Source organism: Streptomyces sp. NPDC047130 (assembly GCF_040643475.1).
Lineage (GTDB): Bacteria > Actinomycetota > Actinomycetes > Streptomycetales > Streptomycetaceae > Streptomyces.
Window position 1 is genome coordinate 310578 of record NZ_JBEYUK010000002.1, and the last position, 24490, is coordinate 335067.

23 protein-coding genes and 1 riboswitch are annotated in these 24490 nt (G+C 75.2%); of the genes, 11 read left to right on the plus strand and 12 right to left on the minus strand.

Translation table 11 applies throughout. From position 1 onward, the window contains the following. Position 1 precedes the first annotated feature (1 nt). A complete protein-coding gene (locus ABZ836_RS03935) occupies positions 2-964 on the plus strand; it encodes an N-acetylmuramoyl-L-alanine amidase (protein WP_361138972.1) in 963 nt (320 codons plus the stop codon). A gap of 119 nt (positions 965-1083) precedes the next feature. Beyond that, positions 1084-1869, plus strand: coding sequence for a hypothetical protein (locus tag ABZ836_RS03940; protein WP_356131201.1), 786 nt, complete (start codon positions 1084-1086; stop codon positions 1867-1869). A gap of 84 nt (positions 1870-1953) precedes the next feature. Here the strand turns inward: ABZ836_RS03940 and ABZ836_RS03945 are convergent, their stop codons facing one another. The 5 genes from ABZ836_RS03945 to ABZ836_RS03965 all read right to left on the minus strand — a co-directional run bounded on the left by ABZ836_RS03945 (position 1954) and on the right by ABZ836_RS03965 (position 6912). Beyond that, positions 1954-2583 (minus strand): hypothetical protein, encoded by a 630-nt coding sequence (locus ABZ836_RS03945; protein ID WP_356131203.1) that lies wholly within the window; start codon positions 2581-2583, stop codon positions 1954-1956. Positions 2584-2763: 180 nt separating this feature from the next. Then, positions 2764-3855 carry a prenyltransferase/squalene oxidase repeat-containing protein gene (locus tag ABZ836_RS03950; protein ID WP_361138975.1) on the minus strand — a complete coding sequence of 364 codons (1092 nt, stop codon included), beginning with the start codon at positions 3853-3855 and terminating at the stop codon, positions 2764-2766. Then, a complete protein-coding gene (locus ABZ836_RS03955; RefSeq protein WP_361138978.1) occupies positions 3852-4646 on the minus strand; it encodes a class I SAM-dependent methyltransferase in 795 nt (264 codons plus the stop codon). The genes ABZ836_RS03950 and ABZ836_RS03955 overlap by 4 nt, the downstream gene beginning before the upstream one ends. Beyond that, positions 4640-5980 (minus strand): glycosyltransferase family 4 protein, encoded by a 1341-nt coding sequence (locus ABZ836_RS03960; protein WP_356131570.1) that lies wholly within the window; start codon positions 5978-5980, stop codon positions 4640-4642. Before ABZ836_RS03960 ends, ABZ836_RS03955 begins: the two co-directional genes overlap by 7 nt. 248 nt (positions 5981-6228) lie before the next feature. Continuing rightward, a complete protein-coding gene (locus ABZ836_RS03965; RefSeq protein WP_361138981.1) occupies positions 6229-6912 on the minus strand; it encodes a phosphotransferase in 684 nt (227 codons plus the stop codon). Between the two features lie 211 nt (positions 6913-7123). Next, positions 7124-7195: riboswitch (cobalamin riboswitch) on the plus strand. Between the two features lie 139 nt (positions 7196-7334). Between ABZ836_RS03965 and ABZ836_RS03970 the strand changes: the two genes are divergently transcribed. Genes ABZ836_RS03970 through ABZ836_RS03990 form a run of 5 tightly spaced genes read left to right on the plus strand, consistent with a single transcriptional unit; the run spans position 7335 to position 13127 of the window. Then, complete coding sequence (locus ABZ836_RS03970) at positions 7335-8567, plus strand: prenyltransferase/squalene oxidase repeat-containing protein (RefSeq protein ID WP_361138984.1); 1233 nt, start codon at positions 7335-7337, stop codon at positions 8565-8567. Next, positions 8564-9235 carry an SCO2322 family protein gene (locus ABZ836_RS03975; RefSeq protein ID WP_361138987.1) on the plus strand — a complete coding sequence of 224 codons (672 nt, stop codon included), beginning with the start codon at positions 8564-8566 and terminating at the stop codon, positions 9233-9235. Before ABZ836_RS03970 ends, ABZ836_RS03975 begins: the two co-directional genes overlap by 4 nt. A gap of 57 nt (positions 9236-9292) precedes the next feature. After that, positions 9293-10414 carry an energy-coupling factor transporter transmembrane component T gene (locus ABZ836_RS03980; RefSeq protein WP_361138990.1) on the plus strand — a complete coding sequence of 374 codons (1122 nt, stop codon included), beginning with the start codon at positions 9293-9295 and terminating at the stop codon, positions 10412-10414. After that, positions 10411-12285, plus strand: a complete 1875-nt coding sequence (locus tag ABZ836_RS03985) for an ATP-binding cassette domain-containing protein (protein WP_361138993.1) — start codon at positions 10411-10413, stop codon at positions 12283-12285. Before ABZ836_RS03980 ends, ABZ836_RS03985 begins: the two co-directional genes overlap by 4 nt. Continuing rightward, positions 12282-13127 (plus strand): ECF transporter S component, encoded by an 846-nt coding sequence (locus ABZ836_RS03990; RefSeq protein WP_361138995.1) that lies wholly within the window; start codon positions 12282-12284, stop codon positions 13125-13127. Before ABZ836_RS03985 ends, ABZ836_RS03990 begins: the two co-directional genes overlap by 4 nt. A gap of 65 nt (positions 13128-13192) precedes the next feature. On the opposite strand, the gene ABZ836_RS03995 is transcribed toward ABZ836_RS03990, so the two are convergent. Beyond that, positions 13193-13711 (minus strand): GNAT family N-acetyltransferase, encoded by a 519-nt coding sequence (locus ABZ836_RS03995; protein ID WP_361138998.1) that lies wholly within the window; start codon positions 13709-13711, stop codon positions 13193-13195. A 90-nt stretch (positions 13712-13801) separates the two neighbouring features. Here ABZ836_RS03995 and ABZ836_RS04000 point away from each other — a divergent pair, with 90 nt between their 5' ends. After that, positions 13802-14539 carry a hypothetical protein gene (locus tag ABZ836_RS04000; protein WP_361139001.1) on the plus strand — a complete coding sequence of 246 codons (738 nt, stop codon included), beginning with the start codon at positions 13802-13804 and terminating at the stop codon, positions 14537-14539. A 129-nt stretch (positions 14540-14668) separates the two neighbouring features. Continuing rightward, a complete protein-coding gene (locus tag ABZ836_RS04005) occupies positions 14669-15340 on the plus strand; it encodes an O-methyltransferase (RefSeq protein ID WP_361139004.1) in 672 nt (223 codons plus the stop codon). A gap of 27 nt (positions 15341-15367) precedes the next feature. On the opposite strand, the gene ABZ836_RS04010 is transcribed toward ABZ836_RS04005, so the two are convergent. Continuing rightward, a complete protein-coding gene (locus ABZ836_RS04010; protein WP_356131223.1) occupies positions 15368-15760 on the minus strand; it encodes a hypothetical protein in 393 nt (130 codons plus the stop codon). A gap of 101 nt (positions 15761-15861) precedes the next feature. Between ABZ836_RS04010 and ABZ836_RS04015 the strand changes: the two genes are divergently transcribed. Then, positions 15862-16260: a DUF1992 domain-containing protein gene (locus ABZ836_RS04015; protein ID WP_356131224.1), complete on the plus strand. Its 399-nt coding sequence runs from the start codon at positions 15862-15864 to the stop codon at positions 16258-16260. 71 nt (positions 16261-16331) lie between these two features. Here the strand turns inward: ABZ836_RS04015 and ABZ836_RS04020 are convergent, their stop codons facing one another. The 3 genes from ABZ836_RS04020 to ABZ836_RS04030 form a co-directional block, all read right to left on the minus strand. Beyond that, complete coding sequence (locus tag ABZ836_RS04020; RefSeq protein WP_361139008.1) at positions 16332-17465, minus strand: hypothetical protein; 1134 nt, start codon at positions 17463-17465, stop codon at positions 16332-16334. Positions 17466-17468: 3 nt separating this feature from the next. Continuing rightward, positions 17469-18170 (minus strand): hypothetical protein, encoded by a 702-nt coding sequence (locus tag ABZ836_RS04025; RefSeq protein WP_356131227.1) that lies wholly within the window; start codon positions 18168-18170, stop codon positions 17469-17471. Between the two features lie 166 nt (positions 18171-18336). Next, complete coding sequence (locus ABZ836_RS04030; RefSeq protein ID WP_361139011.1) at positions 18337-20583, minus strand: MDR family MFS transporter; 2247 nt, start codon at positions 20581-20583, stop codon at positions 18337-18339. Between the two features lie 193 nt (positions 20584-20776). Between ABZ836_RS04030 and ABZ836_RS04035 the strand changes: the two genes are divergently transcribed. Continuing rightward, a complete protein-coding gene (locus ABZ836_RS04035; RefSeq protein ID WP_361139014.1) occupies positions 20777-22003 on the plus strand; it encodes a peptidoglycan-binding domain-containing protein in 1227 nt (408 codons plus the stop codon). Between the two features lie 114 nt (positions 22004-22117). Here ABZ836_RS04035 and ABZ836_RS04040 read toward each other — a convergent pair whose 3' ends face one another. Both ABZ836_RS04040 and ABZ836_RS04045 read right to left on the minus strand, forming a co-directional pair. Next, the gene (locus ABZ836_RS04040) at positions 22118-22762 is read right to left on the minus strand and encodes an HAD-IA family hydrolase (protein WP_356131576.1); all 645 of its coding nucleotides are present in this window, start codon (positions 22760-22762) and stop codon (positions 22118-22120) included. 807 nt (positions 22763-23569) lie between these two features. After that, positions 23570-24151, minus strand: coding sequence for a TMEM165/GDT1 family protein (locus tag ABZ836_RS04045; protein ID WP_356131233.1), 582 nt, complete (start codon positions 24149-24151; stop codon positions 23570-23572). Positions 24152-24490 lie beyond the last annotated feature (339 nt).

The window sequence follows — 24490 nt, forward strand, 5'->3', positions numbered from 1 at the left end:
CGTGTCGTACGCAGGTCCGGAATTCGATCCCCGCCCGTCGCCGCGCCCCGGCCGGGGCCGCCGCGCGCTGCTCGCCGTGATGGTGGTGGTGGCCGTGGCCGCCGGCGGGCTGGCGGTCCAGCGGGCGGTGAGCGGCGACGGCGGCCGGGGCGGCCCCACGGCCGCCCCGACCTCCACGAACTACCCCTCGGGAAACGGGAGTTCACCCACGGGCGCCTCCACGCCGCCCTCGGCGTCCTCCGGTTCCTCGCCCTCGGATTCCTCCACGGCCCGGCCGCCCGCCGGGTCGGGCCCGTTGCGGGGCAAGGTGGTGGTGATCGATCCGGGGCACAACACCGGCAACGCCCGGCACACCGCCGAGATCAACCGCACGGTCCGCATCGGCAACGGCAGCAAGGAGTGCGACACCACCGGCACCGCCACCGACGCGGGGTACGCGGAGGCGGCGTTCACCCTGGACGTGTCCCGCCGGCTGCGGGCGCTGCTCGAGAAGCAGGGCGCGACCGTGCGGCTGACCCAGGACGGCGACCGCCCGTGGGGTCCCTGCATCGACGAACGCGCCCGGATCGGCAACGAGGCGGAGGCGGACGCGGTGGTGTCGGTGCACGCCGACGGTTCCGCCGACGGCGACCGCGGCTTCCACCTGATCCTGCCCGGGGCGGTCACCGGGGGCGGCGCGGACACCCGTCCGATCGTGGGCCCCTCCCGTGACCTGGGGGAACGCATCGCGGGCCACTTCGTGCGGGTCACCGGCAGCGCGCCCTCCAACTACGTCGGCGGCGGCACCGGTCTGGTCACGCGGAAGGATCTGGGCGGCCTCAATCTGTCGAAGGTGCCCAAAGTGTTCATCGAGTGCGGCAACATGCGGGACAGCAAGGACGCCGCGCTGCTGACCAGCGGCGCATGGCGTCAGAAGGCCGCGCAGGGCATTTCCGACGGAATCGTGGGGTTCCTGGGCGGATGACCGTCGGACGTGCGCGGACCTGCCCACCGGGTGCCCGCGCTGTCCGGTGCTGACGGTAGGGTCCAACCCGCGGCAGAGCCGGGTACGACACGACGACACGAGACGACGAAGGACTTGTAGTGAACATCCGCTCCCTCACTCGGGGCGACGGCGTGGTGATCGGGGCAGCGCTGTTGCTGTTCATCGCGTCGTTCCTCGACATCGCCGACCTCGGCGACCTTGGCGCCAACGACTACGGCATCGAATCCCCCTCCGCCTGGGGCAGCCTTCCGCTGGCCCTGGGTGTGTTCCTGGGCGGCGTGATCGGCGCCGCGCTGATCGTCGTCAACCGGTGTCTGCCCCAGCCGCGCAAGGTGGCCGGTCACGACCTCGGGACGCTGGGCGTCGCCTTCACGGTGTTCTCCTTCTGGTACCTGCTGTGGATGCTGCTGGACTCCGACGGCAGCGCCGGCGCCGGCCTGATCCTCGGGTTCATCGCCGCGCTGGTGCTGGCGGGGGCGGCGGTCGCCGGCAATCTGGTGGCCGCGCTGAAGGCGCCGCTGATCAACGCGACCCCGCGTCCGGCGGCCCCGCAGCCGTACGGCGCGCAGCCGCAGAACGGGTACGGCTACCCGGGGGCGCCGCAGCAGTCCTTCGGTGGCGGCCAGCCGCAGCCGCAGGCCCAGCCGCAGCAGGGCATGCAGGCCCCCGCGCAGCAGGCGGGGCCGGAGTTCTCCCCGTTCTGGTTCGCCGTGCCGGCGCCGCGTCCGCTGTACGCGGAGGACGGCTCGCCCACGCAGATCGCCGAACTGACGCCGGGCGTCTGGTACTTGGCGGTCGACCAGCGGGGTCCGGGCCTGATCGCGCAGACCCAGGACGGCCGTCGTGGTCTGCTGCAGGACGCCTCGGGGATCCAGCGGGGCTGACGGCCGGCGTCAACTCGTGACAAGGCCCCCGCCGCCCGGCGGGGGCCTTCGTCGTGCCGCGCGTCGCCGTGTGCCCGAGTGCCCTTACGAGCCGCCCGTGAGCTCGCCGGCGGACGGCACCTTGTCGGTGACCTCGGCGCCGGCCGACTTTCCGGCGTCCTTGACGTCGTTGATGATGCTGTCGAAGTTGCCGACGATGTCGTCGGTGTTGTCGCCCTTGCGCAGGTTCTTCGCCTGCTCCTTGAGCTTGTCGATGCCCTCCTGCAGCGGGGCGACCGCCTTGGACAGGGTGGGGTCCGCCTTGGCGTTCTTGACGGCCGCGTCGAGCCGGTTGTAGGCGAACAGGCCGGCGACACCCGCCTTGACCAGGGCGACGCGGCGGCCGTCCGCGCCCTTCTTGAACTTGCCCGCGCGGAAGGGCTTCACGATCCACTGGTAGGTGGCGCCCGCGGCGAGGCCGGCGTTCACCACGAAGCGGGTCTTGGCGAACTTCTGCTTCTCGGCGGAGGTGGTCGGGGTGGGTTCGGCCGGCGCCTGGCGGGCGGCCCGGTCCGCCTCGGCCCTCATCTCCGCCATCGCCCGTTCCTCCACGGACCGGGTGTCCGCCTGGGGGGCGGAGGCGGTGCGCTCGCCGCCGCCGCAGGCGGCGGTGCCGGCGACGAGGGCGCAGCAGAGGGTGACGGCCAGGACGAGACGGCGTATCGAAACGGGCATGAGTCTGCCTCCGGATGGAGAGAACGTTTCCCTCCCCGCAGCCTCACCCCGCCCCTCTCCCCCGGCGACCCCAGTACCCCCGTCCGGGTGTCCCGGCCTCCCCGCCCGCGCCACACCCCCTGCCCCGCCCCTGCCCCGCCCGGCGAACGCGACCCGCCGGGCGGCTCGGGCGATGCGGGGTCAGGCGGGTCCGGTGGGGGTGGGGTCGCAGCAGTCGGGGTCGAGGCCCCGGGGGAGGCGGTCGCCGCCGAAGACCGCGCAGGTCGCCTCGTGTCCCCCGAGCGCCGCCACGGCCAGCAGCAACGCCCCCGCCGTCCAGCTCGTGAGCTCCCGCGGCCAGATCGCCCCGTCGTCGAAGACGAGCCCGGTCCAGTACAGCCCGGACTCCTCGTCCCGCAGGTGCTGCACCGACTGGAGGATCTCCAGCGCCCGGTCCGACTCCCCGGCCGCCCACAGCGCGAGGGCGAGCTCGCAGGACTCGCCCCCGGTCACCCACGCGTTGGGCACGACGCACCGCACGCCCAGTCCGGGCACCACGAAGTCGTCCCACCGGGAGGCGATCCGCTCCCGCGCCTCGGCGCCCTCCAGGGCCCCGCCGAGGACCGGGTAGTACCAGTCCATGGAGTACCGGTTCTTGTCCAGGAACCGCTCCGGGTGCAGCCGGACGGCGTGCCGCAGCGCGCCCGCCGCGAGCTCCCAGTCGGGCTGCGGCTCCTCCAGCTGCTCGGCGACGGCGAGCGCGCACCGCAGCGCGTGGTGGATGGACGAACTGCCGGTCAGCAGCGCGTCGTTCACCGCCGTGCCGTCGTCCTCGCGCTTCCAGCCGATCTGTCCGCCCGGCTGCTGGAGCCGGAGCACGAACTCGACGGCCGCGTACACCACGGGCCACATGCGGTCGAGGAAGGTGTCGTCGCCGGTGGACAGGTAGTGGTGCCAGACGCCGACCGCGACGTAGGCGACGAAGTTGGACTCGCGGGCGCGGTCGGTGACCTGGTCGTGGGCGCCGTCGGCGTAGGCGGCGAACCAGGAGCCGTCCTCGTTCTGGTGGCGGGCGAGCCACCGGTAGGCGCGTTCGGCGGCCTCGTGCTCGCCGGCCGCGTCGAAGGCCATGGCGGCCTCGGTGTGGTCCCACGGGTCGAGGTGGTGGCCGCGGAACCACGGGATCGCGCCGTCCTCGCGCTGCACGGCGAGCAGGCCGCGCACGGTGGCGGCGGCCTGCTCGGCGGTGAGCACCCCGGGAAGGACGAGGTGCTCGGTCCTGGGCGTGGTCACGGCGTGTCCGCCCCGCCGGCACCCGCACCCGCGTCGGCACCGGAGTCGGCACCGGCACCCGCGACGGCGGCGGCCGGCAGGTGCGGCTTGGTCGCGTAGGCCACGAAGCTCTTGCCGATGACCGGATTGAGGGCGCGCTCGGCGACCCGGGTGGCCAGCGGCTTCTTCATGATGTCCCACACCAGCAGCTTGTGGTACGCCCGCACCGGCAGCGCCTTGTCGTTGTCCACGCCGAAGGCGCACTTCAGCCACCAGTACGGCGAGTGCAGCGCGTGCGCGTGGTGGGAGCCGTAGGGGCGCAGGCCGGCCTCGCGCATCTTCGCGAGGAGCTCGTCCGCCTTGTAGATGCGGATGTGGCCGCCCTCGACCTCGTGGTAGGCGTCGGAGAGCGCCCAGCAGACCTTCTCCGGCCCGTAGCGCGGCACGGTGACCGCGATCCGGCCGCCCGGCTTGAGGACGCGGACCATCTCGGCGAGCACGCCCTTGTCGTCGGGGATGTGCTCCATCACCTCGGAGATGATGACGACGTCGAACGAGGCGTCCGGGAACGGCAGGTTGAGGGCGTCGCCCTCCATGGCGGTGGCGGTGGCGCCGGCCGGGGCCTCACCGGCCTCCTTCATGGCGGCGAACCACTTGGCGACCTCGCGGATCTCCTCGCCGTTGCGGTCGAGGGCCACGACCTGGGCGCCGCGCTTGTAGCACTCGAAGGCGTGCCGGCCTCCTCCGCAGCCGAGGTCCAGGACACGGTCGCCCGGGGCGAGCGGGAACCGGGAGAAGTCGACGGTCAGCACGGGGTCCTGCTTTCGTGGTGGTGGCCGGTTGTGGGGGTGGGGGCGACGGGCGCGCGACCGCCCGTCGAGCGGCGTGCGACGGCCTCCCGGTAGTGGGCGACGGTGCCCTCGGCGGCGCGCTTCCAGGTGAAGCGTTCCAGGACGCGGGCGCGGCCGGCGGCACCGAGGCGGGCCCGCAGTTCCGGGTCGTCGAGGAGGCGCCCGAGGGCGGCGGCGAGGGCGCCGGCGTCGCCTGGCGGTACCGCCAGGCAGGTCTCGCCGTCGGGGCCGGCGACCTCGGGGATGGCGCCGCCGGTGGTGGCGACCAGCGGGGTTCCGGTGGCCATGGCCTCGGCGGCGGGCAGCGAGAAGCCCTCGTAGAGGGAGGGCACGCAGGCGACCTCGGCGGAGCGGACCAGGTCGACGAGTTCGGCGTCGGAGATGCCCTTGACGAACTCGACGGCGCCTTCGAGACCGTACCGCTCGATGGCCTGGGCGACGGGGCCGTCCTCGGCGCGCCTGCCGACCACGACGAGGTGGGCGTCGGGCTGTTCGGTGCGCAGCTTGGCGAGCGCCTCGACCAGGAAGACCAGGCCCTTGAGGGGGACGTCGGCGCTGGAGGTGGTGACGATCCGTCCGGGGACCCGGGCGAGGGACGGGTCGGGGGAGAACAGGTCGGTGTCGGCGCCGATGTGCACCACGTGCACCCGTTCGGGTCGGACGCCGAGGTGGTCCACGATCTCCTGCCGGGAACTGCCGGAGACGGTGAGGACGGAGGGCAGGCGGCGGGCGACGCGCTTCTGCATCCGGGTGAAGGCGTACCAGCGGCGGACCGACAGGCGGCGCTTCCAGTCGCCGGCGGCGTCGAGTTCGAGCTGCCGGTCGACGGTGATGGGGTGGTGCACGGTCGTCACCAGGGGCGCCCCGAGGTCGCCGAGCTGGCCGTAGCCGAGGGTCTGGTTGTCGTGGACGACGTCGAAGTCGCCGCGGCGGGCGCGCAGCAGGCGGCGGGCGCGCAGCGAGAAGGTGAGGGGCTCGGGGAAGCCGCCGGTCCACATGGTGCCGACCTCGAGGGCGTCGACCCAGTCCCGGTACTCCTCGCGGCGCGGGGTGCGGAACGGGTCGGGCTGGCGGTAGAGGTCGAGGCTGGGGAGCTCGGTCAGGGAGAGTCCGGCGAGGTCCTCGCCCTCGTCGAGGACCGGGTACGGCTGGGAGCCGATCACTTCGACGGTGTGGCCCAGACGGGCGAGTTCGCGGGACAGGTGGCGCACGTAGACGCCCTGTCCGCCGCAGAACGGGTTGCCCTTGTAGGTGAGGAGCGCGATGCGCAGAGCCGGCTGACCGTCGGCGGCCATGGCCTCAGCGGTCACGTACGGCCCCCTTCTCACTGAACTGTTCCGCGAGGTTACGTCGCGGCGGCTGCCAGCAACAAGTCGCGGATCGATCACCGGTGACCACTGTTGATCACACAGCGGCGCTTCGAATCTACCCGCTGGTAGCCGGACTGTGGGTGGTCCGCCGGGTGATGCTCGCCACGGCGCCCGCTCCCCGACGTCTGTGCTGACGTGGGGAGATGTCCGGATCGCGGCCTCCCGCACGGGGGTCACACCGGCCGTGGTTCCACCAGTTCGCGCACGGCGTCCCCGGCCCGGCCGAGGGCGGCCGTCTCACGCTCCGTCGTCATCGGGTCCTCGGCCCTGCGCCGCAGCGCCTCCGTCAGCGCCTCGGGGGTGAGGTGGACGGCGGCCGGGTCGCCGAGCAGCGCGGACAGCAGTTCCCGGGCCGGCCGGGCGGTGCGCGTGGTCCCGGTGGCGACCTCGGCGAGGATCACCGCGCTCATCGCCCAGTCGAGTCCGGGAGGTCCCTCGGAGGCGTTGGCCCAGTCGATGACGCGCGGGCCGCCGGAGGTGAGGATGATGTTCTCGGGGTGCAGGTCGAGGTGGAGGATGCTCCTGCCGGGGCCGTCGGCCCGCCGGGCCGGGACCGCGTGCAGCCCGGTGAGCAGCAGGGCCAGCATGGCGCCCGCCTGCCGCGGGGTGACCAGTCCGGCGGCCAGGGCTCCCGCCATGGTCGGGCCGTCGAGGCGTTCCAGCACCAGGTCCGTGCGGGAGGTCCCCTCCTGCGCGGGGCGGACCAGCGGCACGGGGTAGCCGTGTCCGCGGAGGTAGGTCATCAGGGTCCGCTCGGTCTCCGCGTCCCCGACGGCGCCGTCCCGGTACCTGCGCAGGACCCACCGTTCGTCGAGCACGTACACGTCGGCCGTTCGGCCGACTCCGATCAGGACCATTCCCGGAATCTAGCCGCACCCCGGGGCCGGGTCGAGGGCCCCTTGGCCCTGTTTGCGATCGCCATGGCCGGATATGTGCGACCGCCCGGTCGCGCGGGTCGGGACGCGCGGGCCGGACCGGCGCCCGGCCCGGGCGGGGCGGGGGTACCGCGCCCCTGGTGCCGCCCGGGGCTGCCGGTAGAGTGGCACGGTCGTCATCACACCCGTTCGGGGGGAAGCCGGTGCAAATCCGGCGCTGACCCGCAACCGTGAGCCGCCGTCATGGCGGCGAGCCGGAATGCCCCGCGCGACCGTGACCGGCTCATGGCCGCCGGCTCCCGTCGGCGGCCGGCACCGTCGAGGTATACGGAGCCGAGCCGCCGGGCCCCAGTCGGTGCCCGTCGCTGCCTGGCTCCCCCACAGGGAGAGGCTCTCCGCCAACCATGAACGTTCGCCGCGCCGCAGCGGTCCTGGCCGCTGCCGCCGTACTCGGCGCCGGGACGGCCCCGGCCGCCTTCGCGGACGACGCGACGCCGTCGCCGTCCGCGCCCCCGGAGATACCCGCCGGCCTCCACGGCGCCACCGACCCCACCTACGACGGCGTCTGGCGCCAGTCGCTGACCCTGCTCGCCCAGGACACCGCCGGGGTGACCCCGTCCGACCGGGCCGTCGGCTGGCTGACCGGGCAGCAGTGCGCGGACGGCTCGTTCGCCGCGTTCCGCCCGGACCCGTCCGCGGCGTGCGACAGCAAGACCATGGTCGACAGCAACAGCACCGCCGCCGCGGTGCAGGCGCTGGCCGCGCTCGGCGGGCACGACGCGGCGGTCGGCAAGGCCGTCGACTGGCTGGTCTCCGTGCAGAACGAGGACGGCGGCTGGGGCTACAACCCCGGCACCCCGTCCGACGCCAACTCCACCTCCGTGGTGATCGGCGCGCTGGTCGCGGCGGGCGAGGAGCCGGCCGAGACCGTGAAGGACGGGAAGTCGCCCCTGGACGCGCTGCTCACCTTCGCGCTGCCCTGCAAGGGGAAGGACGCGGGCGCGTTCGCCTACCAGCCCGACAGGTCCGGGAAGCTGCTCGCCAACGCCGACGCCACCGCAGCCGCCGTGCTGGGCTCCCTGGGCTCCGGCCTCGGCGGGAGGAAGGCGGAGCCGGCCGGTGCCGCCGCGCAGTGCGCCGAGGCGAGGACGCCGGAGCAGGCGGCCGAGAACGGCGCGGCCTACCTGGCCGGCCCGCTGACCGAGGACGGCCACCTCACCTCGGCGATGCCCGGCGCCGACCCGCAGCCCGACCTCGGCAACACCGCCGACGCCGTGGTCGCCCTCGCCTCCGCCGGCCACGCCGACCAGGCCGAGAAGGCCGTCGCCCACCTGCGGGACAACGGCGTCGCCTGGGCGAAGCAGACCGGCCCCGCCGCCTACGCCCAGCTGATCCTCACCGTGCGGGCGGTCGGCGCCGACCCGCGCGACTTCGGCGGCCAGGACCTGGTGGAGCAGCTCAACGCCACCGGTCCCGCCCCCAAGGCCGGCAAGCCCGCCGAGGCCGAGGAGCAGGGCACGAGCGAGGACCGGGGCGTCTCCCCCGCCGTGTGGTGGGCCGGCGGCGCCGCCCTCGTGGTGATCGCGGCCGTCGCGGCCCTGCCGGCGGTCCGCGCCTCCCGGAAGCGCCGCCCGTGAACCGTGCGCGCGCCCTCGCCACGGCCGTCCTCACGCTGCTGACCGCGCTCCTGCTGGTGCAGGGCGCGGGCGCGGCGCAGGCGGCCGGGTACCGGTACTGGTCCTACTGGGAGCTCGACGGGCGGACGTGGGTGTGGGCCACCCAGGGCCCGTCCTCGCTGCGCCCGGCGGACGGGGCCGTGCAGGGCTTCCGCTTCGCGATCACCGAGAACTCCGCCGAGGCGTCCCGTCCGCGCACCACGCAGCCGTTCGCGGAGATCTGCGAGGGCACCCCGGAGCGCGACGGCCGCAAGCGGATCGCCCTGGTCGTCGACTTCGGCACGCCGGAGCACGCGCCGGGAGGCGAGACGCCGCCCGAGGGCCGCACCTACTGCGCGAGCGTGGCCGAGGACGCCTCCGCCGCGGAGGCCCTGGCCGCCGTGGCCGCCCCGCTGCGCTACGACAGCAGCGCCATGCTGTGCGCCATCGAGGGCTACCCGCGCACCGGCTGCGGCGAGCAGGTGGCCGCCGCGGACCCGTCCGACGGCCCGGCCGAGCCCGCCTCCACCGGGAGCGCCTCCACCGACGCCGGGTCCCCGGGCCCGTCGCTCGGCCTGTGGGCGGGCGCGGGCGCCGTGCTGCTGCTGGGTGGCGCGGCCGTCTGGCAGTCCCGCCGCCGGCGGGGCTGACGGGGACGAGGGGACGAGGGGACGAGGGAGCGAGGCAGACCGAACGTGACCGTGACCATGACCGTGTCCGCGAACCGCGGCGCCGCCCGGGCCTCCGGCGCGGCGCTGCATCCCGGCGCCTGGTGGGTGTGGGCGCTGGCGCTGGGCGTCGCCGCGTCCCGCACCCGCAACCCGCTGCTGCTGGCGCTGCTGATCGGCGTCAGCGCCTACGTGGTCATGGCCTGCCGCACGGACGCTCCCTGGGCGCGCTCGTACGGCGCGTTCGTCAAGCTGGGCCTGCTGGTGCTGGGGATCCGGCTCGTCTTCTCGCTGGTCTTCGGCACCGCGGTCCCGGGCACGCGACTGCTGCTCCACCTCCCCGAGGTGCCGCTGCCCGACTGGGCGCAGGGCGTCCGCCTGGGCGGTCCGGTGTACCTGGAGGAGGTGCTGTTCTCGCTCTACGACGGCCTGCGGCTGGCCACCCTGCTGATCTGCGTGGGCGCGGCGAACGCGCTGGCGAACCCGTCCCGGCTGCTGAAGGCGTTGCCGGCCGCCTTGTACGAGGTGGGGGTGGCGGTGGTGGTCGCCATGACCTTCGCGCCGCACCTGATCGCCGACGTGCTGCGGCTGCGCGCGGCCCGGCGGCTGCGCGGGCGGCCGGACCGCGGGGTGCGGGGCCTGCTCCAGGTGGGGCTGCCGGTCCTGGAGGGGGCGCTGGACCGCTCGGTGGCGCTGGCCGCCGCCATGGACGCCCGGGGGTACGGCCGCACCGCCGCCGTCCCGGCCGCCGTGCGCCGCACCACGGCCGTCCTCACCGTGGGCGGCCTGCTCGGGGTCGCGGCCGGCTCGTACGGGCTGCTCTCCGCCGTCGGCGGGGTGTACGGGCTTCCGCTGCTGCTGGCCGGGGTGGCGGCCGCGCTGGGCGGGCTGTGGCTGGGCGGCCGGCGCACCCCGCGCACCCGGTACCGGCCCGAGCGGTGGGGCGTCCGCGCCTGGCTGGTCTCCGGCTCGGGCGTGGCGGTGGCCGTGCTGACCGTCCTCGCCGCGGCCTGGGACCCGGTGGCGCTGACTCCGCCGGTCACCCCGGCGACCGCGCCCGTGCTGCCGCTGTGGCCCGCCGCCGCGCTGCTGCTGGGCCTGCTCCCCTCCTTCCTCGCCCCGCACGTTTCCCGACCGAACGGCAAGGACCGACGACCGTGATCCGCTTCGACGATGTCTCCGTGACGTACGACGGTGCGGGCGAACCCGCCGTCCGCGGGCTGGACTTCGAGATCCCCGAGGGCGAACTCGCCCTGCTGGTCGGCCCGTCCGGCGTCGGCAAGTCGACGGTGCTGGGCGCGGTCAGCGGGCTGGTGCCGCACTTCACCGGCGGCACCCTGCGCGGCCGGGTGACGGTGGCCGGCCGGGACACCCGGACCCACAAGCCTCGCGAACTCGCCGACGTGGTCGGCACGGTGGGGCAGGACCCGACGGCGCACTTCGTCACAGACACGGTCGAGGACGAACTCGCGTACGGGATGGAGTCGTTGGGCCTCGCCCCGGACGTGATGCGGCGTCGCGTCGAGGAGACGCTGGACCTGCTGGGCCTGGCGGACCTGCGGGAGCGGCCCATCGCCACGCTCTCCGGCGGGCAGCGGCAGCGGGTGGCCATCGGGTCGGTGCTCACCCCGCACCCGCGGGTGCTGGTGCTGGACGAGCCGACCTCCGCGCTGGACCCGGCCGCCGCGGAGGAGGTCCTGTCGGTGCTCCAGCGGCTGGTGCACGACCTGGGCACCACGGTGCTGATGGCCGAGCACCGGCTGGAGCGCGTCGTCCACTACGCGGACCGGGTGCTGCTGCTGCCCGCGCCCGGCGGGGCGCCGGTGGTGGGCGACCCGGCCGAGGTGATGGCCGCCTCCCCGGTCTTCCCGCCGGTGGTCGAGCTGGGCCGCCTGGCCGGCTGGTCCCCGCTCCCGCTGACCGTCCGCGACGCCCGCCGCCGCGCGACCGGCCTCCGCGACCGCCTCGCCGACGCGGACGACACGGCCCCTCCCGCCCCGCGGCCGGCCGCCCTCACCGTCCCCGCGCCGACGCCCGAGCCGGAGCGCCGCCGGTGGTGGCGCCCGAACCGGCGGGCGGCGGGGTCCGGGGCGTCCGCGGCGTCCGCCGCCTCCGGGGCCGGCGGCGCGACCGGAACGCTTCCGCAGCCGCGGGACGGCGGGGCCGGGCACGGCACCCGTGCGGACGCCCCGGCCACCGGCGCGACGGCACCCCTGTCGGCACCCACGACGGCGCCCGCGACGGCGCGGGTGGGGGGCGGCGAGCCCGCGGCGGCGGCCCCGCTGCCGGCCGTGGTGGACCGCCTGGTCGTGCGCCGGGGCGCGGTCGAGGCGCTGCGCTCGGTGTCGCTCGGTGTCGCTCCCGGCGAGACCGTCGCCCTGATGGGCCGCAACGGCGCGGGCAAGTCCACGCTGCTGTCGGCCCTGGTCGGCCTGGTGGAGCCCGCCTCCGGCTCGGTGCTGGCCTGCGGCGCGGTCCCGCACCGGACCAGGCCCCGTGACCTGGTCCGCCGGGTGGGCCTGGTGCCGCAGGAGCCCCGCGACCTGCTGTACGCGGACACCGTGGCCGCCGAGTGCGCGGCCGCCGACCGCGACGCGGACGCCGAGCCCGGCACCTGCCGTGCCCTGGTGACCCGGTTGCTGCCGGGCATCGCGGACTCCGTCCACCCCCGGGACCTCTCCGAGGGCCAGCGCCTCACCCTCGCCCTGGCGGTGGTCCTGACCGCGCGCCCGCCGCTGCTGCTGCTCGACGAGCCGACCCGGGGCCTGGACTACGCGGCCAAGTCCCGCCTGGTCGGCCACCTGCGGCAGCTCGCCGGACAGGGCCACGCCATCGTCCTCGCCACCCACGACGTGGAACTGGCGGCCGAGCTCGCCCACCGGGTGGTGATGCTGGCGGACGGCGAGGTCGTCGCCGACGGCCCGACCGCCGACGTGGTGCTGGCGCTGCCCGCCTACGCCCCGCAGGTCACCAAGGTGCTCGCCCCGCGGCGCTGGCTCACCGTGCGCCAGGTCCGGGAGGCGCTGGCATGACCGCGGTCCCCCCGACGGCCCCCCGCACCCGCGCGGTCCGGCTCGGCGCCCGCTCCACCCTCACGCTGCTGCTGGTGAGCGCGGTCGGCCTGGCCGGCTTCGTGTGGCCGCTGCTGGTGCCGCCGGAGTCCTCGGTGGCCGCCCACCAGGAGGACGCCCCCTGGCTGTTCGCCGCGCTGCTGCTGCTCCTGGTCGCGGTCACCGCGGCCACCATCGCGGAGTCGGGCCTCGGCGCGAAGGCCGTGGCCATGCTGGGCGTGCTCGCCGCCGCGGGCGCCGCGCTGCGCCCGCTCGGCGCGGGCACGGCCGGGCTGGAGCCCACCTTCTTCCTGATGCTGCTGGCCGGCCGTGTCCTGGGGCCGGGCTTCGGCTTCGTGCTCGGCTCGGTGACGCTCTTCGCGTCGGCGCTGCTGACCGGCGGGGTGGGCCCCTGGCTGCCGTTCCAGATGCTCTCCCTCGGCTGGTTCACGCTGGGCGCGGGGCTCCTGCCCCGCCGGCCCTCGGGACGCGCCGAGGTGGGGATGCTCGCCGGGTACGGCTTCCTCGCGGCGTTCGGCTACGGCACGCTGATGAACCTGGCCGGGTGGCCGTTCATGGCCGGCCAGATCGCCGTGGCCGTCGCTCCGGACCCGCAGGCCCCCCTCGCCGTCAACCTGGCCCGCTTCGTGGCCTACTGCCTGACCACCTCCATGGCCTGGGACCTGGGCCGCGCCCTGCTCACCACCGTCCTCACCCTGACCGTCGGCCCCGCCGTCCTGCGCGCGCTGCGCCGCGCCACCCGGCAGGCGGCGTTCGAGACCCCGGTGACCTTCGAGGAGCCCGCCGCGGCCAAGGACCGGTGACGTCGGGGAGCGTCAGGGCCGGGGACCGGTGACGTCGGGGAGGGTGGCGTCCGCGAGCGTCGGGGTCAGGGGCCGGTGAGGTCCTTGGTGAACCAGTGCTCGGCGTACGGCTCGTCGTTGTGGCGGCCGGTCTCCCGGTAGCCGAGCCGCGCGTACAGCGCCCGCGCCTCGACCAGGTCGTGGCGGGTGTCCAGGATCATCCGCCGGGCCCCCATCGCCCGGGCCGTCCCCTCGGCCGCCGCGACCAGCAGCGCCGCGCCTCCCCTGCCGCGGCACGCGGGCAGCAGGAACACCCGCTTGAGCTCCGCCACGCCCTCCTCGACCATCCGGACCCCGGCCGTCCCGGCGGGCGCCCCGTCGTACCGCGCCACCAGCAGCGCCCCGCCGGGCGGCGCCAGTCCGCCCCCGGTGCCGGCCGCGATCTCCCGCTCCAGCTCGTCCGGGTCGGTGCGGCGCCCCTCGTGCAGCAGGTACCAGCGGTCGCTGACCTCGGTGTGGTACGCCCTCCAGAGCGCGGCGGCGTCTGCCGAGGTCACGGCCTCGGGGGCGACCGACCAGGCGGTGGTCGTGTGCGGCGTCGTCATGCCGGGATTGTCGCGGCGGCCCGGCACCGGGCCCAACGGGTTTTCCCGTCGCCTCCCCGGCGGCGTCGGCACATCCCTAACATTCCGGTCATGCGACGAGATTCCCGCGCCCTGCTGGGCGTTGCCGCCGCCGCGCTCCTCATGGCCGGCTGCGGCCGTGAGGACGGCGCGTCCACCGGCCCCGGCCCGGCGGACCGGCCGGGCGCGGCCTCCAGCCCCGCACCCGCCTCCAGCCCCGCACCGGCTTCCTCCCCCGCGTCCCCCGCCTCCCCCGCGGACGGCGGCCCGTTGGCGGTGGAGATCACCGGCCCGCAGCGGGGAGTGGCCGGCAGCGGCTCCGACATGGCGGATCCGCCCGGCCGGCCGGGCTCCGACGCGGACTTCACCACCCAGGTCGAGTACGCGCTCCAGGGCGACCTGCTGAGCGACGTCCGCGTGGCGGGCAGGACCACCGCCGTCTGCCCCGAGGGCGTCACCCAGCGGGCCGGCGCCGCGAGCGCGTGCGTCGTGACGTACGAGGGGGTGGAGATCCCCTACACGGTCACCGTCGGCGAGGAGTACGAGCCGGGCGACGTCCTCACCCCCTACCGCGCCGACCCCGGGAAGGCGCTGCTGGTCGCCCGCCGCGTCCACCATGCGTTCTGGGACCGGTTCGGCGGCGACGCCGGCACCTCGCTGAGCTGCGACGCGATGCCGGCCGCGGCGGCGGTCGAGCCGGACGGACCGACCGGGCACATCTGCCGCACGGCCCGCGAGGGTGGCGGCGCCGTCCACTACGCGGTGTCCGTCGGGCCTTCCGGCCCCCGCTTCGACCGCGTCCGGGACTGACCGCCGGGACGCGGCCCGCGCGTTCGGCGGAGTTCTCCCCCGGCGGGCCGTGACCGGACGATAATCCGGGTGCGGGTGGGCGCACGGCCGTCCGCCCGGTCCGACGGCCCCGAGGAAAGGTTCCGTCCGATGAGCGACTCCGCTCTCTGGAACGACGTCGACGACTATCTGTCCGGCCTGCTGGCCCCCGAGGACGAGGCGCTGACCGCGGCGCTGCGGGACGCGGAGGCGGCCGGGCTGCCCCCGATCAGCGTCTCGGCCGGCGCGGGCAAGCTGCTGCGCCTGCTGGCCGAGACGCAGGGCGCGCGGAACATCCTGGAGATCGGCACCCTGGCCGGGTACAGCACCATCTGGATGGCGCGCGCCCTCCCGGCCGACGGTCGCCTGGTCACCCTCGAGTACGAGGAGCGGCACGCGGAGATCGCCCGCCGGAACCTCGCCCGGGCCGGGCTGGACGGCGTGGTGGAGGTGCGGGTGGGCCCGGCGCTGGAGTCGCTGCCGAAGCTGGCCGACGAGGGCCACGAGCCGTTCGACCTGGTCTTCGTCGACGCCGACAAGGGCAACAACCCGCGTTACGTGGAGTGGGCGCTGCGGCTTACCCGGCCGGGCAGCCTGATCGTCGTCGACAACGTGGTGCGCGGCGGCCGGGTCGCCGACGCCGGCAGCGACGCGCCTGACGTACGGGGCACCCGTGAGGCGCTGGAGCTGATCGCCGGGCACCCGCGGCTCAGCGCCACCGCGCTGCAGACGGTGGGGACCAAGGGCCACGACGGGTTCGCGCTGGCGCGCGTGGTGTCCTGAGCGGCGTCCGGGCCGCGGGGCTCGGGCTCAGGCCTCGTGGTGGAAGCCGACGTTGACGCTGCGCGGCGAGGTGCGGTCCTGGACGACGACCTCGCCGGAACCGCCGGGCGGCAGGGCGACCGTGCCGCCGTAGGCCAGCGGGTGGGTGGCGCCGCCGAGGACGATGCGGACCTCGGAGGAGGGGTCCGGCTGGGAGCCGCGCAGCCAGCTGAGGTGCCAGACGCCGTCGGAGCCGAACTGGAACTCCAGGTGGACCCGGGAGACGAACAGCCAGTCCGACGGCGTGCCCAGCCGGCACACCGCCTTGTCGCGGCCGACCCGCAGCACCGAGCCGGGCACGCTGGGCGCGTCGGCCATCTGCATGCCGGCCGTGGCGCCCTCCTCCGTGCCGGAGACGGCGGCCATGGTCAGTTCGAGCACTGTGCTCAGCTCCTAGGGTGCGACCGGGCGGGACCGGTGCCGATGATAGATCGGCCGGATGCCGCTCGTCCTCCGGACGGCCGGTCCTGGACAATGGACGCATGACCGAACGGAAGCCTCCGGGCGTGAACTTCGAGTCCTGGGTGGACCGCCAGATCCGCGAGGCCGAGGCGCGGGGCGAGTTCGCCGATCTGCCGGGCGCGGGCAAGCCGCTGCCGGACCTGGGCGCCGCCCACGACGACCTGTGGTGGGTGAAGCGCAAGATGGCCCGCGAGGGCCTGTCGGTCCTGCCGCCGGCGCTCGCCCTGCGCAAGGAGGCGGAGGACGCCCACGAGGCCGCTCTGGCCGCCCCGTCGGAGCGGGCCGCGCGCAAGATCCTGGAGGACGTCAACGTCCGGATCCGCGAGATGATGTACAAGCCGCCGCCGGGCCCGCCGCTGGGCCGCAAGCCCTTCGACGTGGAGGGCGTGCTGGCCGAGCGGCGGGCCCGGCGGGGCTGATCAGGGCCTGGTCGGGAGCCTGGCCGAGGGTCTGGTCCGGGCCTGATCGGGGCGGGGGCGCGGCCCTCGGGTCAGAGCCGCAGCAGCCGGTCGGTGAGCTCGCGGTAGTCCCGCAGGATCAGCCGGAGCTGCTCGGTGTCGGCGGCCGGGTCGGCGGTCTCGTCGCCGAGCGACTGCCAGGCGGTGCGCAGGGTGCGCCGCCGCGCGGTCAGGCACGAGGTGAGGCGCTCGGCCACCTCGTCCAGGACCTTCTCCGCCTCCCCGACGGACCCGCGCGGCTCGTCGACGAAGCCGCCGACGGCGTGGTGCAGCCGCTGGTTCAGCTTCTCGGTGTCCTCGTGCGGGAGCAGCCGGTGCAGGGTCTCGCCCGGACCGTCTTCGTCGCTGTGGTGGGCGCCATCATGGGTGCCGGCGGAACCGTGGGTGGCCCCACCATGGGTGCCGGTGCCATGGGTGCCGGGGCCGGTGGTGCCGGGGCCGGTGGTGCCGGCACCGTGTGTGCCGGTGCCATGTGTGCCGGTGCTGTGGGTGCCCACGCCGTGGGTGTCGCCGCCGTACGACTCAGCGCCGTGGGAGTCGCGCCCGCCGGTGACGCCGCCGAAGGGGCCGCCGACCGCCGTGCCGTGCTGCCCGTCGCCCAGGGAGCCGTGCCCGCTCTCGTGGGGAGCGGCGTGGGTGCCCGTGCCCTGGGCCGAGGTGCCGGTCGTACCGGTCATCCCGGTCGCGGCACTCGCGCCGGTCGGGCCGGTGGTGCCGCTGCCCGGGGTCGGGTGGGCGCCGGTCGCGCCGTGGCCGCCCTGCGTGCCGTAGGGGTCCTGCGTGTCGTAGGAGTCCTGCGTGTCGTGGCTGTCCTGGAAGACCTGGCCGTCCCGGATGCCCTGGCCCGCGGACCGGTCCTGCTGGTTGCGCAGGTCGTGGTTGTCCGGGGTGACCGGGACGCCCTGCTCCGAGAGCGGGCGGACCGGGGTGACGGCGGTGTCGGCCGAGGCGCCGGGGCCCCACCCGTCGGCGGCGCCCGCTCCGTCCGCGGTCCGGTCGGCGGGCAGGCCGTTGGTGTGGCCCGTGCCGCGGTCGGTGGAGTGGTCGGTGCCGTGGTGGGCGGTGCCGTGGTGGGCGGTGCCGTGGTGGTGGTCGCCGCCGTCGGGGTGGTTGTTGCCCTGGTCGGTCAGGCGGTTCTTGATGCGGTCGGTCATGCGCTCGCTCATGCGTCAGCTCCCCTTCACGTGGTGCCGGGGGGCGTTGCCCGGCAGGTGGGACCGGACCCGGTCGCCGACGGTGCCCTGGCTGCCGTGCCGGGCGCCGTGCCCGTGGGCGTCGCCGGAGCCGGCCGCGGTCGCGCCCGGGCGGTGGGTGCGGTGGTCGTTGATCAGTTCGTCGAAGAGCGCCCGGCCCTCGACCAGGGCCTCGCGCAGCTCCTCGGTGGCCGAGCTGCTCTCCGCGGCGCCGCCCGCGGCGGCGAGGGCCGCGCGGTGGATGCGCCGGTAGCCGTTCACGTGGTGCGGGTGGTGGACGGAGAGCGCGGAGACCTGCTCCTCGTACTCGCCGCCGCCGGGGAATCCGCGGGTGGCGGCCACTTCGGCGAGCAGCCGGTCGGCCTCGGTCACCGCTTCGCGCGGCGACTCGACGAAGCGCTCCTGGGCGGCCGCCCAGCGCGTCTCGTACTGCTGCCGCTCGGCCGGCTCCAGCGGCCGGATGCTCAGCTCGCCGTGGCGCTCGACGCGCGCGGCCAGTTCCCGCTCGGCGGCGGCGGTGTCGCCGTCGTACCGGGCGACCGTCCGTTCGTATTCGGGCCCGAAGCGCCGGCGAAGGTTGCGCCCGCCGTGCGCCTTGCGGGACTTGGCCATGAAGGCCGCGATCAGCACGACGGCGGCCACGATGACGATCAGAGCGATGATCACGCCTTGGGACATGGATGCCTTCCGGGGTCGCTCCCGGCCCGCTCCTCGTCGCGGACCGCTTCGTCCCGTTCGTCTTGCCGGGGCCTCATCGCTCAAACGGCGCATTCACGGCAGGGGAGACGGGCGGAGCGGGGCGGAGCGGGTGGCGGGGTTCCTCGGGAAGGTCGCGGCGAACCGCTCAGGCGGCCCGCCAGTAGCGGTGCGAGGTGGATCCGCCGACCCTGCGGGGCCGTTCGGCGTCGGAGCCGGAGAGCTCGTCGTTGAGCTCCTTGACCAGCTGGATCAGGTCGCGGGGCCGCTCGGGTCCCCACCAGTCGCCGAGCAGCTCGGCCATCGACTCCTCGCGGGCCCGCGCCAGCCGTTCCGCCACCTCGTACCCGGCGGGGGTGAGTTCCAGGTCGAGGCCGCGGCGCACCGCGAGACCGCGCTCCTCCACCTGCCGTCCGGCCGTCATGATCCGTTCCAGCGGCACCTTGCTGTACTCGGCCAGCACGGCCGGTTCGGTCCACCCGTACCGGCGGGTCCGCAGCAGCAGCCAGCTCGCGGCGGGCAGCAGGTCGTAGCCGGCCCGTTCGGTGATGCGCCGGTAGACCTCGCGCCGCCCCTCGCGGCTCGCCAGCACCGACAGGGCGCGCGCCGCCTCGTCGCGCGAGGACCGCTCCACGGGGTTGCTGGCCAGCGTCTCCGAGGCGTCCGGGGCGGTCACCGAGCCGCGCAGCGGGTCCTCGCGCAGCGCCAGGGCCAGCAGGAACGCGAGCGCGGCGACGGGTGCGGCGTACAGGAAGACGTCGGTGATGGCGGAGGAGTAGGCGTCCAGGGCGCGCAGGCGCAGCGCGGCGGGCAGTCCGGCGATGCCGCGCGGGTCGGCCTCCAGGCCGTCGACGGTCACCCCGGGTGGGAGCGTGACCCCGCGGAAGGTGCTGACCAGCTTGTCGTCGAGGCGTCCGGCGAAGATCGTGCCGAAGACGGCGACGCCGAAGGAGGCGCCGATGGAGCGGAAGAAGGTGGCGCCGGAGGTGGCGACGCCCAGGTCCTGGTAGGACACGGCGTTCTGCACGATCAGCACCAGGACCTGGATGACCAGGCCCAGGCCGACGCCGAAGACGAAGAAGTACACGCCCATCAGCCAGGTGGGGCTGGTCGCGTCGAGCCGGTGCAGCAGCACCAGGCCGAGGGCGGTGATCAGGGTGCCGGCCACGGGGAACACCTTCCACCGGCCGGTGCGGCTGACGACCTGCCCGGAGCCGGTGGAGGCGAGCAGCAGGCCCGCCACCATCGGCAGCATGTAGACGCCGGACATGGTCGGCGAGATGCCGTGCACGACCTGGAGGAAGGTCGGCAGGTAGGTCATCGCGCCGAACATCGCGAAGCCGACGATGAAGCTGATCACCGCGGTGAGGCTGAAGGTGCGGATGGTGAACAGCTTCAGCGGCAGCACCGGCTCGGCGGCCCGCCGTTCGACCGCCACGAACGCCACCGCGAGGAGTACGCCCAGCACCGCCAGCGACACGATCCGCCAGGACCCCCACGGCCAGGTGGTGCCGCCGAGCGAGGTGACCAGCACCAGGCAGGTGGCGACGGAGGCGATCAGCAGGGTGCCCAGGTAGTCGATGCGGTGCTTCTCCCGGTGCCGGGGGATGTGCAGCACGGCGGCGATCACACCCAGCGCGACGACGCCCAGCGGCAGGTTGATGTAGAAGACCCAGCGCCAGCTCAGGTGCTGGGTGAACAGTCCGCCGAGCAGCGGCCCGAGCACGCTGGTCGCGCCGAAGACCGCGCCGAAGAGGCCTTGGTAGCGGCCGCGTTCGCGGGGCGGGACGAGGTCCCCGACGATCGCCATGGACAGCACCATCAGGCCGCCGCCGCCCAGGCCCTGCACGGCCCGGAAGGCGATGAGCTGCGGCATGTCCTGCGCCATGCCGCAGAGCGCGGAACCGGCCAGGAAGATGACGATGGCGGTCTGGAAGAGGCGTTTGCGCCCGTACTGGTCGCCCAGCTTGCCCCAGAGCGGGGTGGCTGCGGTGGCCGCCAGCATGTAGGCGGTGACCACCCAGGACAGGTGCTCCATGCCGCCGAGTTCGCTGACGATGGTGGGCAGCGCCGTCGAGACGATGGTCTGGTCGAGGGCGGCGAGCAGCATGCCGAGCAGCAGCGCGCCGATCGAGAGCAGCACGTTGGGCGCGACATGGGCGGGTTCCTGCGCGACGCCGCCCCGGGTCCCGTGCCCGGCCTGCCCGGCCTGCCCCGCCTGCCCCGCGTGCCCGGCGTGCCCGGCGTGCGAGGCGTGGGCCGCGTGCGGGGCGTGGGCCGCGTCATGGGTGGCGGCCGGCACCCGCCGGTCGAACGGGGGCCCGGAGCCGGTGCGGCCGGTGTCCGGTTCCCCGGACCGGGGGCCGCCCGTCCCCCGCTGTGCGTCGTCGGCCATGGGTCCTCCCGGGCTCTCGACTCTCGGCCGTCACGCCTCGGCCTCCGCGTGCCTCGGCCTCCATCCATCGTGTCCGGAGTCACCCGTTATGGCCCGTTGAGTCCCCAGGGGCGGGACCGAATCCGGACCGCCGTAGGCGCACGGTCAGAAAATCTGCATAATCACGGGAGATTCCTGGGAGGGGACCCGTCGCGTGAACGAGAACCAGGGGAACGACTGCCCCGGGTGCGGTACGCCGCGCCGGGCGGATCACACCCCGTTGTGCGCCTGCGGAACGCTGGCCGCCGACGCGTTGCGTGACGCGCGCGAACGGGAGGCCGCCGAGGCGGAGGACTTCGACCCGCTGCGGGTGCGGCCCTACGTGGGGCTGGGCTCCGGGACCGACACGCCGCCCGCCGGGCAGCCTCGGGTGATCGTGGGGGAGATCGTCGCCGCGCGGGACGCCGAGGTGCCCCTCGCGGGCCCGCTGCCCCCGGAGCAGCCTGCGCCGGTCCACGGCGCGGGGGCGGGTGCCGCGCGCTCCCACTTCGCGGGGGCCGGACCGCTGGGCCCCGGGGTCGACGCGGGCACCGCGGGCGCCGGTGCGGGCGGCTTCTCCGCCGCGGGTGATCCCGGCCCGGCGGCCGGCTTCGGCTCCGCCGGCGGCACCGGGCCCTTCGGCTCCGCCGTCCCTGCCGGTTCCGTCGGGCCGGCCGGCTCCGGCGGGCCTGCCGGCTCCGGCGGGCCTGCGGACTCGGCCGGACCGGACGCCGCGGGGGCGCGGGGCACGCACCGCCGCCGCCGGACGCCCAAGCGCCGGGTCGCCCTGGTGACCGCCGGTTCGGTGGTCGGCGTGGGCGCGGTGATCGCGGGCGTGACCAGCGGACTCTTCTCGTACCAGCCGCCCTCCCGGACGACCTCCCTGCCGCAGCGGGCGAGCGTCCCGGACGTGGACCCGACCGAGGTGGCCGCCGACACGGACCTGCCGACCTCGGCCGCGCCGTCGGCGGCCCCGGACGCCTCCGCGTCGCCCAGCACCTCCCCCAGCCCGTCCGCGGAGCCCTCGCGAACCCCCTCCCCCACCCCGGAGCCGGAACGTTCCAGCACCTCGGCCCCGGCCGACGGCACGGAGAGCGACACCGGCCCGGCCGCGGGCGCCCTGGGCCCCGGAGACACCGGCCCGGAGGTGGCGGAGCTCCAACGCCGCCTGGCGGAGCTCTGGCTCTACCCCGGTGAGCCGGACGGCCGGTACGACGACCAGGTGCGCAACAGCGTCAGCGCCTTCCAGTACGTCAACGGCGTCAAGGGCGACGAGTACGGCACGTACGGCCCGCACACCCGGGCGGCCCTGGAGTCGGTCACCACCGGCGAGGGACGACCGGGCAGCCGGTACGACGGCGACGACGACCGCCGCGACCAGGACCGCGACGGCCGTCGATAGGTCGACAAGGCCATAACCGGGCCCGGCCGGCGGGCGATGAGGGCCGGGCCCGGTTGGTTCGAAGGGCGGGACCTGTCCGGTCCCGCGTCATGGTGGGGTCGTGGTCGTACGCGGTCAGCTTCCGGCGGGCCGGTCGAGCCCGTCCTGCTCCACGTTGACCAGGATCGGACCGTCCGCGCCCGCTTCGACGCGGATCGCCCGCAGGTCGGGCACGACCACGTCCGGACCGTGGGCGGCGGCCCGCTCACCGATGCCGACCACCCGCATCCCGGCGGCCTTGCCGGCGGCGATACCGGCCTCGGAGTCCTCGAACACGAGGCAGTCCTCGGGCGCGATCCCGAGCTCCGCGGCCGCCTTGAGGAAGCCCTCCGGGTCGGGCTTGGACGCGGAGACGTCCTCGGCGGTGACCCGGATCTCCGGCACGGCCAGTCCGGCTGCCGCCATGCGCGCCGTGGACAGCGCCACGTCGGCCGAGGTCACCAGGGCGTGCGGAAGGCCCCGCAGGGAGGACAGGAACTCGGGGGCGCCGGGCACGGCCACCACACCCTCGGTGTCGGCCGTCTCCTGGGCCAGCAGCCGGGCGTTGTCGGCGTGGTTCTCGGCCATGGGGCGGTCGGGCAGCAGCAGGGCCATCGTGGCGTAGCCCTGCCGGCCGTGCGCCACCGCCATCACGCGGTCGCCGTCCATGCCGTGCTCCGCGGCCCAGCGCCTCCAGACGCGCTCCACGGCGGCGTCGGAGTTGACCAGGGTTCCGTCCATGTCCAGCAGGAGGGCGCGGACGGAGAGTTCCACTGCGGCACCCACGGCCATACGGCACGGCTCCAGACACGAGAGAAGAAGACCAAGGTGGCCCCGCCCGCCGGTCAGGGGGTGACGAGCGGGAACCACTTTGTTCCTTCACGATACAAAACCTGCCCGCTTCCCGCCACCCGGGCGACCAGGATGTGGACACCGCGCCGTACCGGGGAGGCGAAAGCGCAGGTCGGGCGCACGCGAGGGCACCCATGGGCGCCGGGCGCGACCTGCCGGATCCTGCCCAGCGACAGCCGGACCGCGCCCTCCCGACCGGACTCCCGGGCCGCTGGACCGATCGGCGCGGCCGTCGACGGCCCCGGCAGGACCGGCCGGGCGGCTTGGGCTCGCCGCACCCACGGCAGGTTCCGCCGCGACCAGCGAGCCCCAGGCGCACCGGGCCGATGCAGGGCGGCGCCGGGTCACGGCCGGGCTGCGCCGGAGCACGAGAAAGCGGGGCGCAGGGGCACGCCCACAGCCACCCCCTGGGGGCGTCGGCGGAACGAGGCCCAGGCGCCGGCCGCCGCACCCACCGGCTTCGGCGCCTGGGCGGACACCGAACACCATCCCGGCCGCAGCGGGACCCGGCACACCGGTCACGGGTTCCGCCGCGGCACCAGGGTCGAGCGCGGCCCGGAGGAGCGGGCGGACCACCGGGTCCCGGGACGCGTGCGTCGCTGGATCGAGAGGGCGGTGCGAGGGCCCGGGACGCGTGCGCCGCAGGACCGACGTGCAGGACCCGAAACGGGGGCGCCGCCCGGGCCCCGGCCGACCTCAGCCGGCGATCGCCTCCCACAGGCTCCACAGACCCAGCCCCACCATCACGACCGCGGCGATCTTGGTGATGAGCTCCAGCGGCACCTTCTTCATCAGCGCCTTGCCGCCGAGGATGCCGATCGCCGCCACCGACCACAGCGCCAGCACCGCGCCGAGCCCCACGGACAGCGGGTCGTCGTACCGGGCGGCCAGGTTGGCGGTCATGATCTGCGTGAGGTCACCGAACTCGGCGACGAGGATGAGCATGAAGCCCGCCCCGGAGACCTTCCAGAAGGACTGGTTCTCCGGCTTGCGGATCTCCTCCTCGTCCTCGCCCTTCTTCATCAGCAGTACCGCCGCCCCGCCGAGGAAGAGCACACCCGTGATCGCGTGCACGAGCTGCTGCGGCAGCAGCGTCAGCACGCTGCCCGCCGCGACCGCGAGCACCACGTGGACCAGGAAGGCCGCCGCCACACCGGCGAAGACGTACGAGGCGCGGTAGCGCGTCCCCAGCACCAGGCCCGCGAGGGCGGTCTTGTCGGGGAGTTCCGCGAGAAAGACGACGCCGAAGACGAGCGCCGTCACACCAATACTGATCACTGTTCCTCAATCGGTCGGGCCACCCCACCGAGAGCTTGCGCGTCTGCGAACACCTCGGCACGGCAGCACACACGGTTGCACACGGGTATGCACTGCTTGCCGAAGGTCTCGCCGGCCGCTCCGGTGACGCACCGGTGCGCGGCCCCCGGGCGCCGGCTCAGCGAGCTGAGCAGTATGTCGACGGTCCCGGCGTAGGGCTACTCCCCTTCCGCTGCGTCCATCGTACGGGAACCTCCGGGCGCGGACGGCGGGTGTGAACGTCCGGTGCGGAACATCCGGGCGAACACGACGGAACCTCCCACGGCCTCTTGTCGTGGCATGTACGCGTCGCTAGCTTCT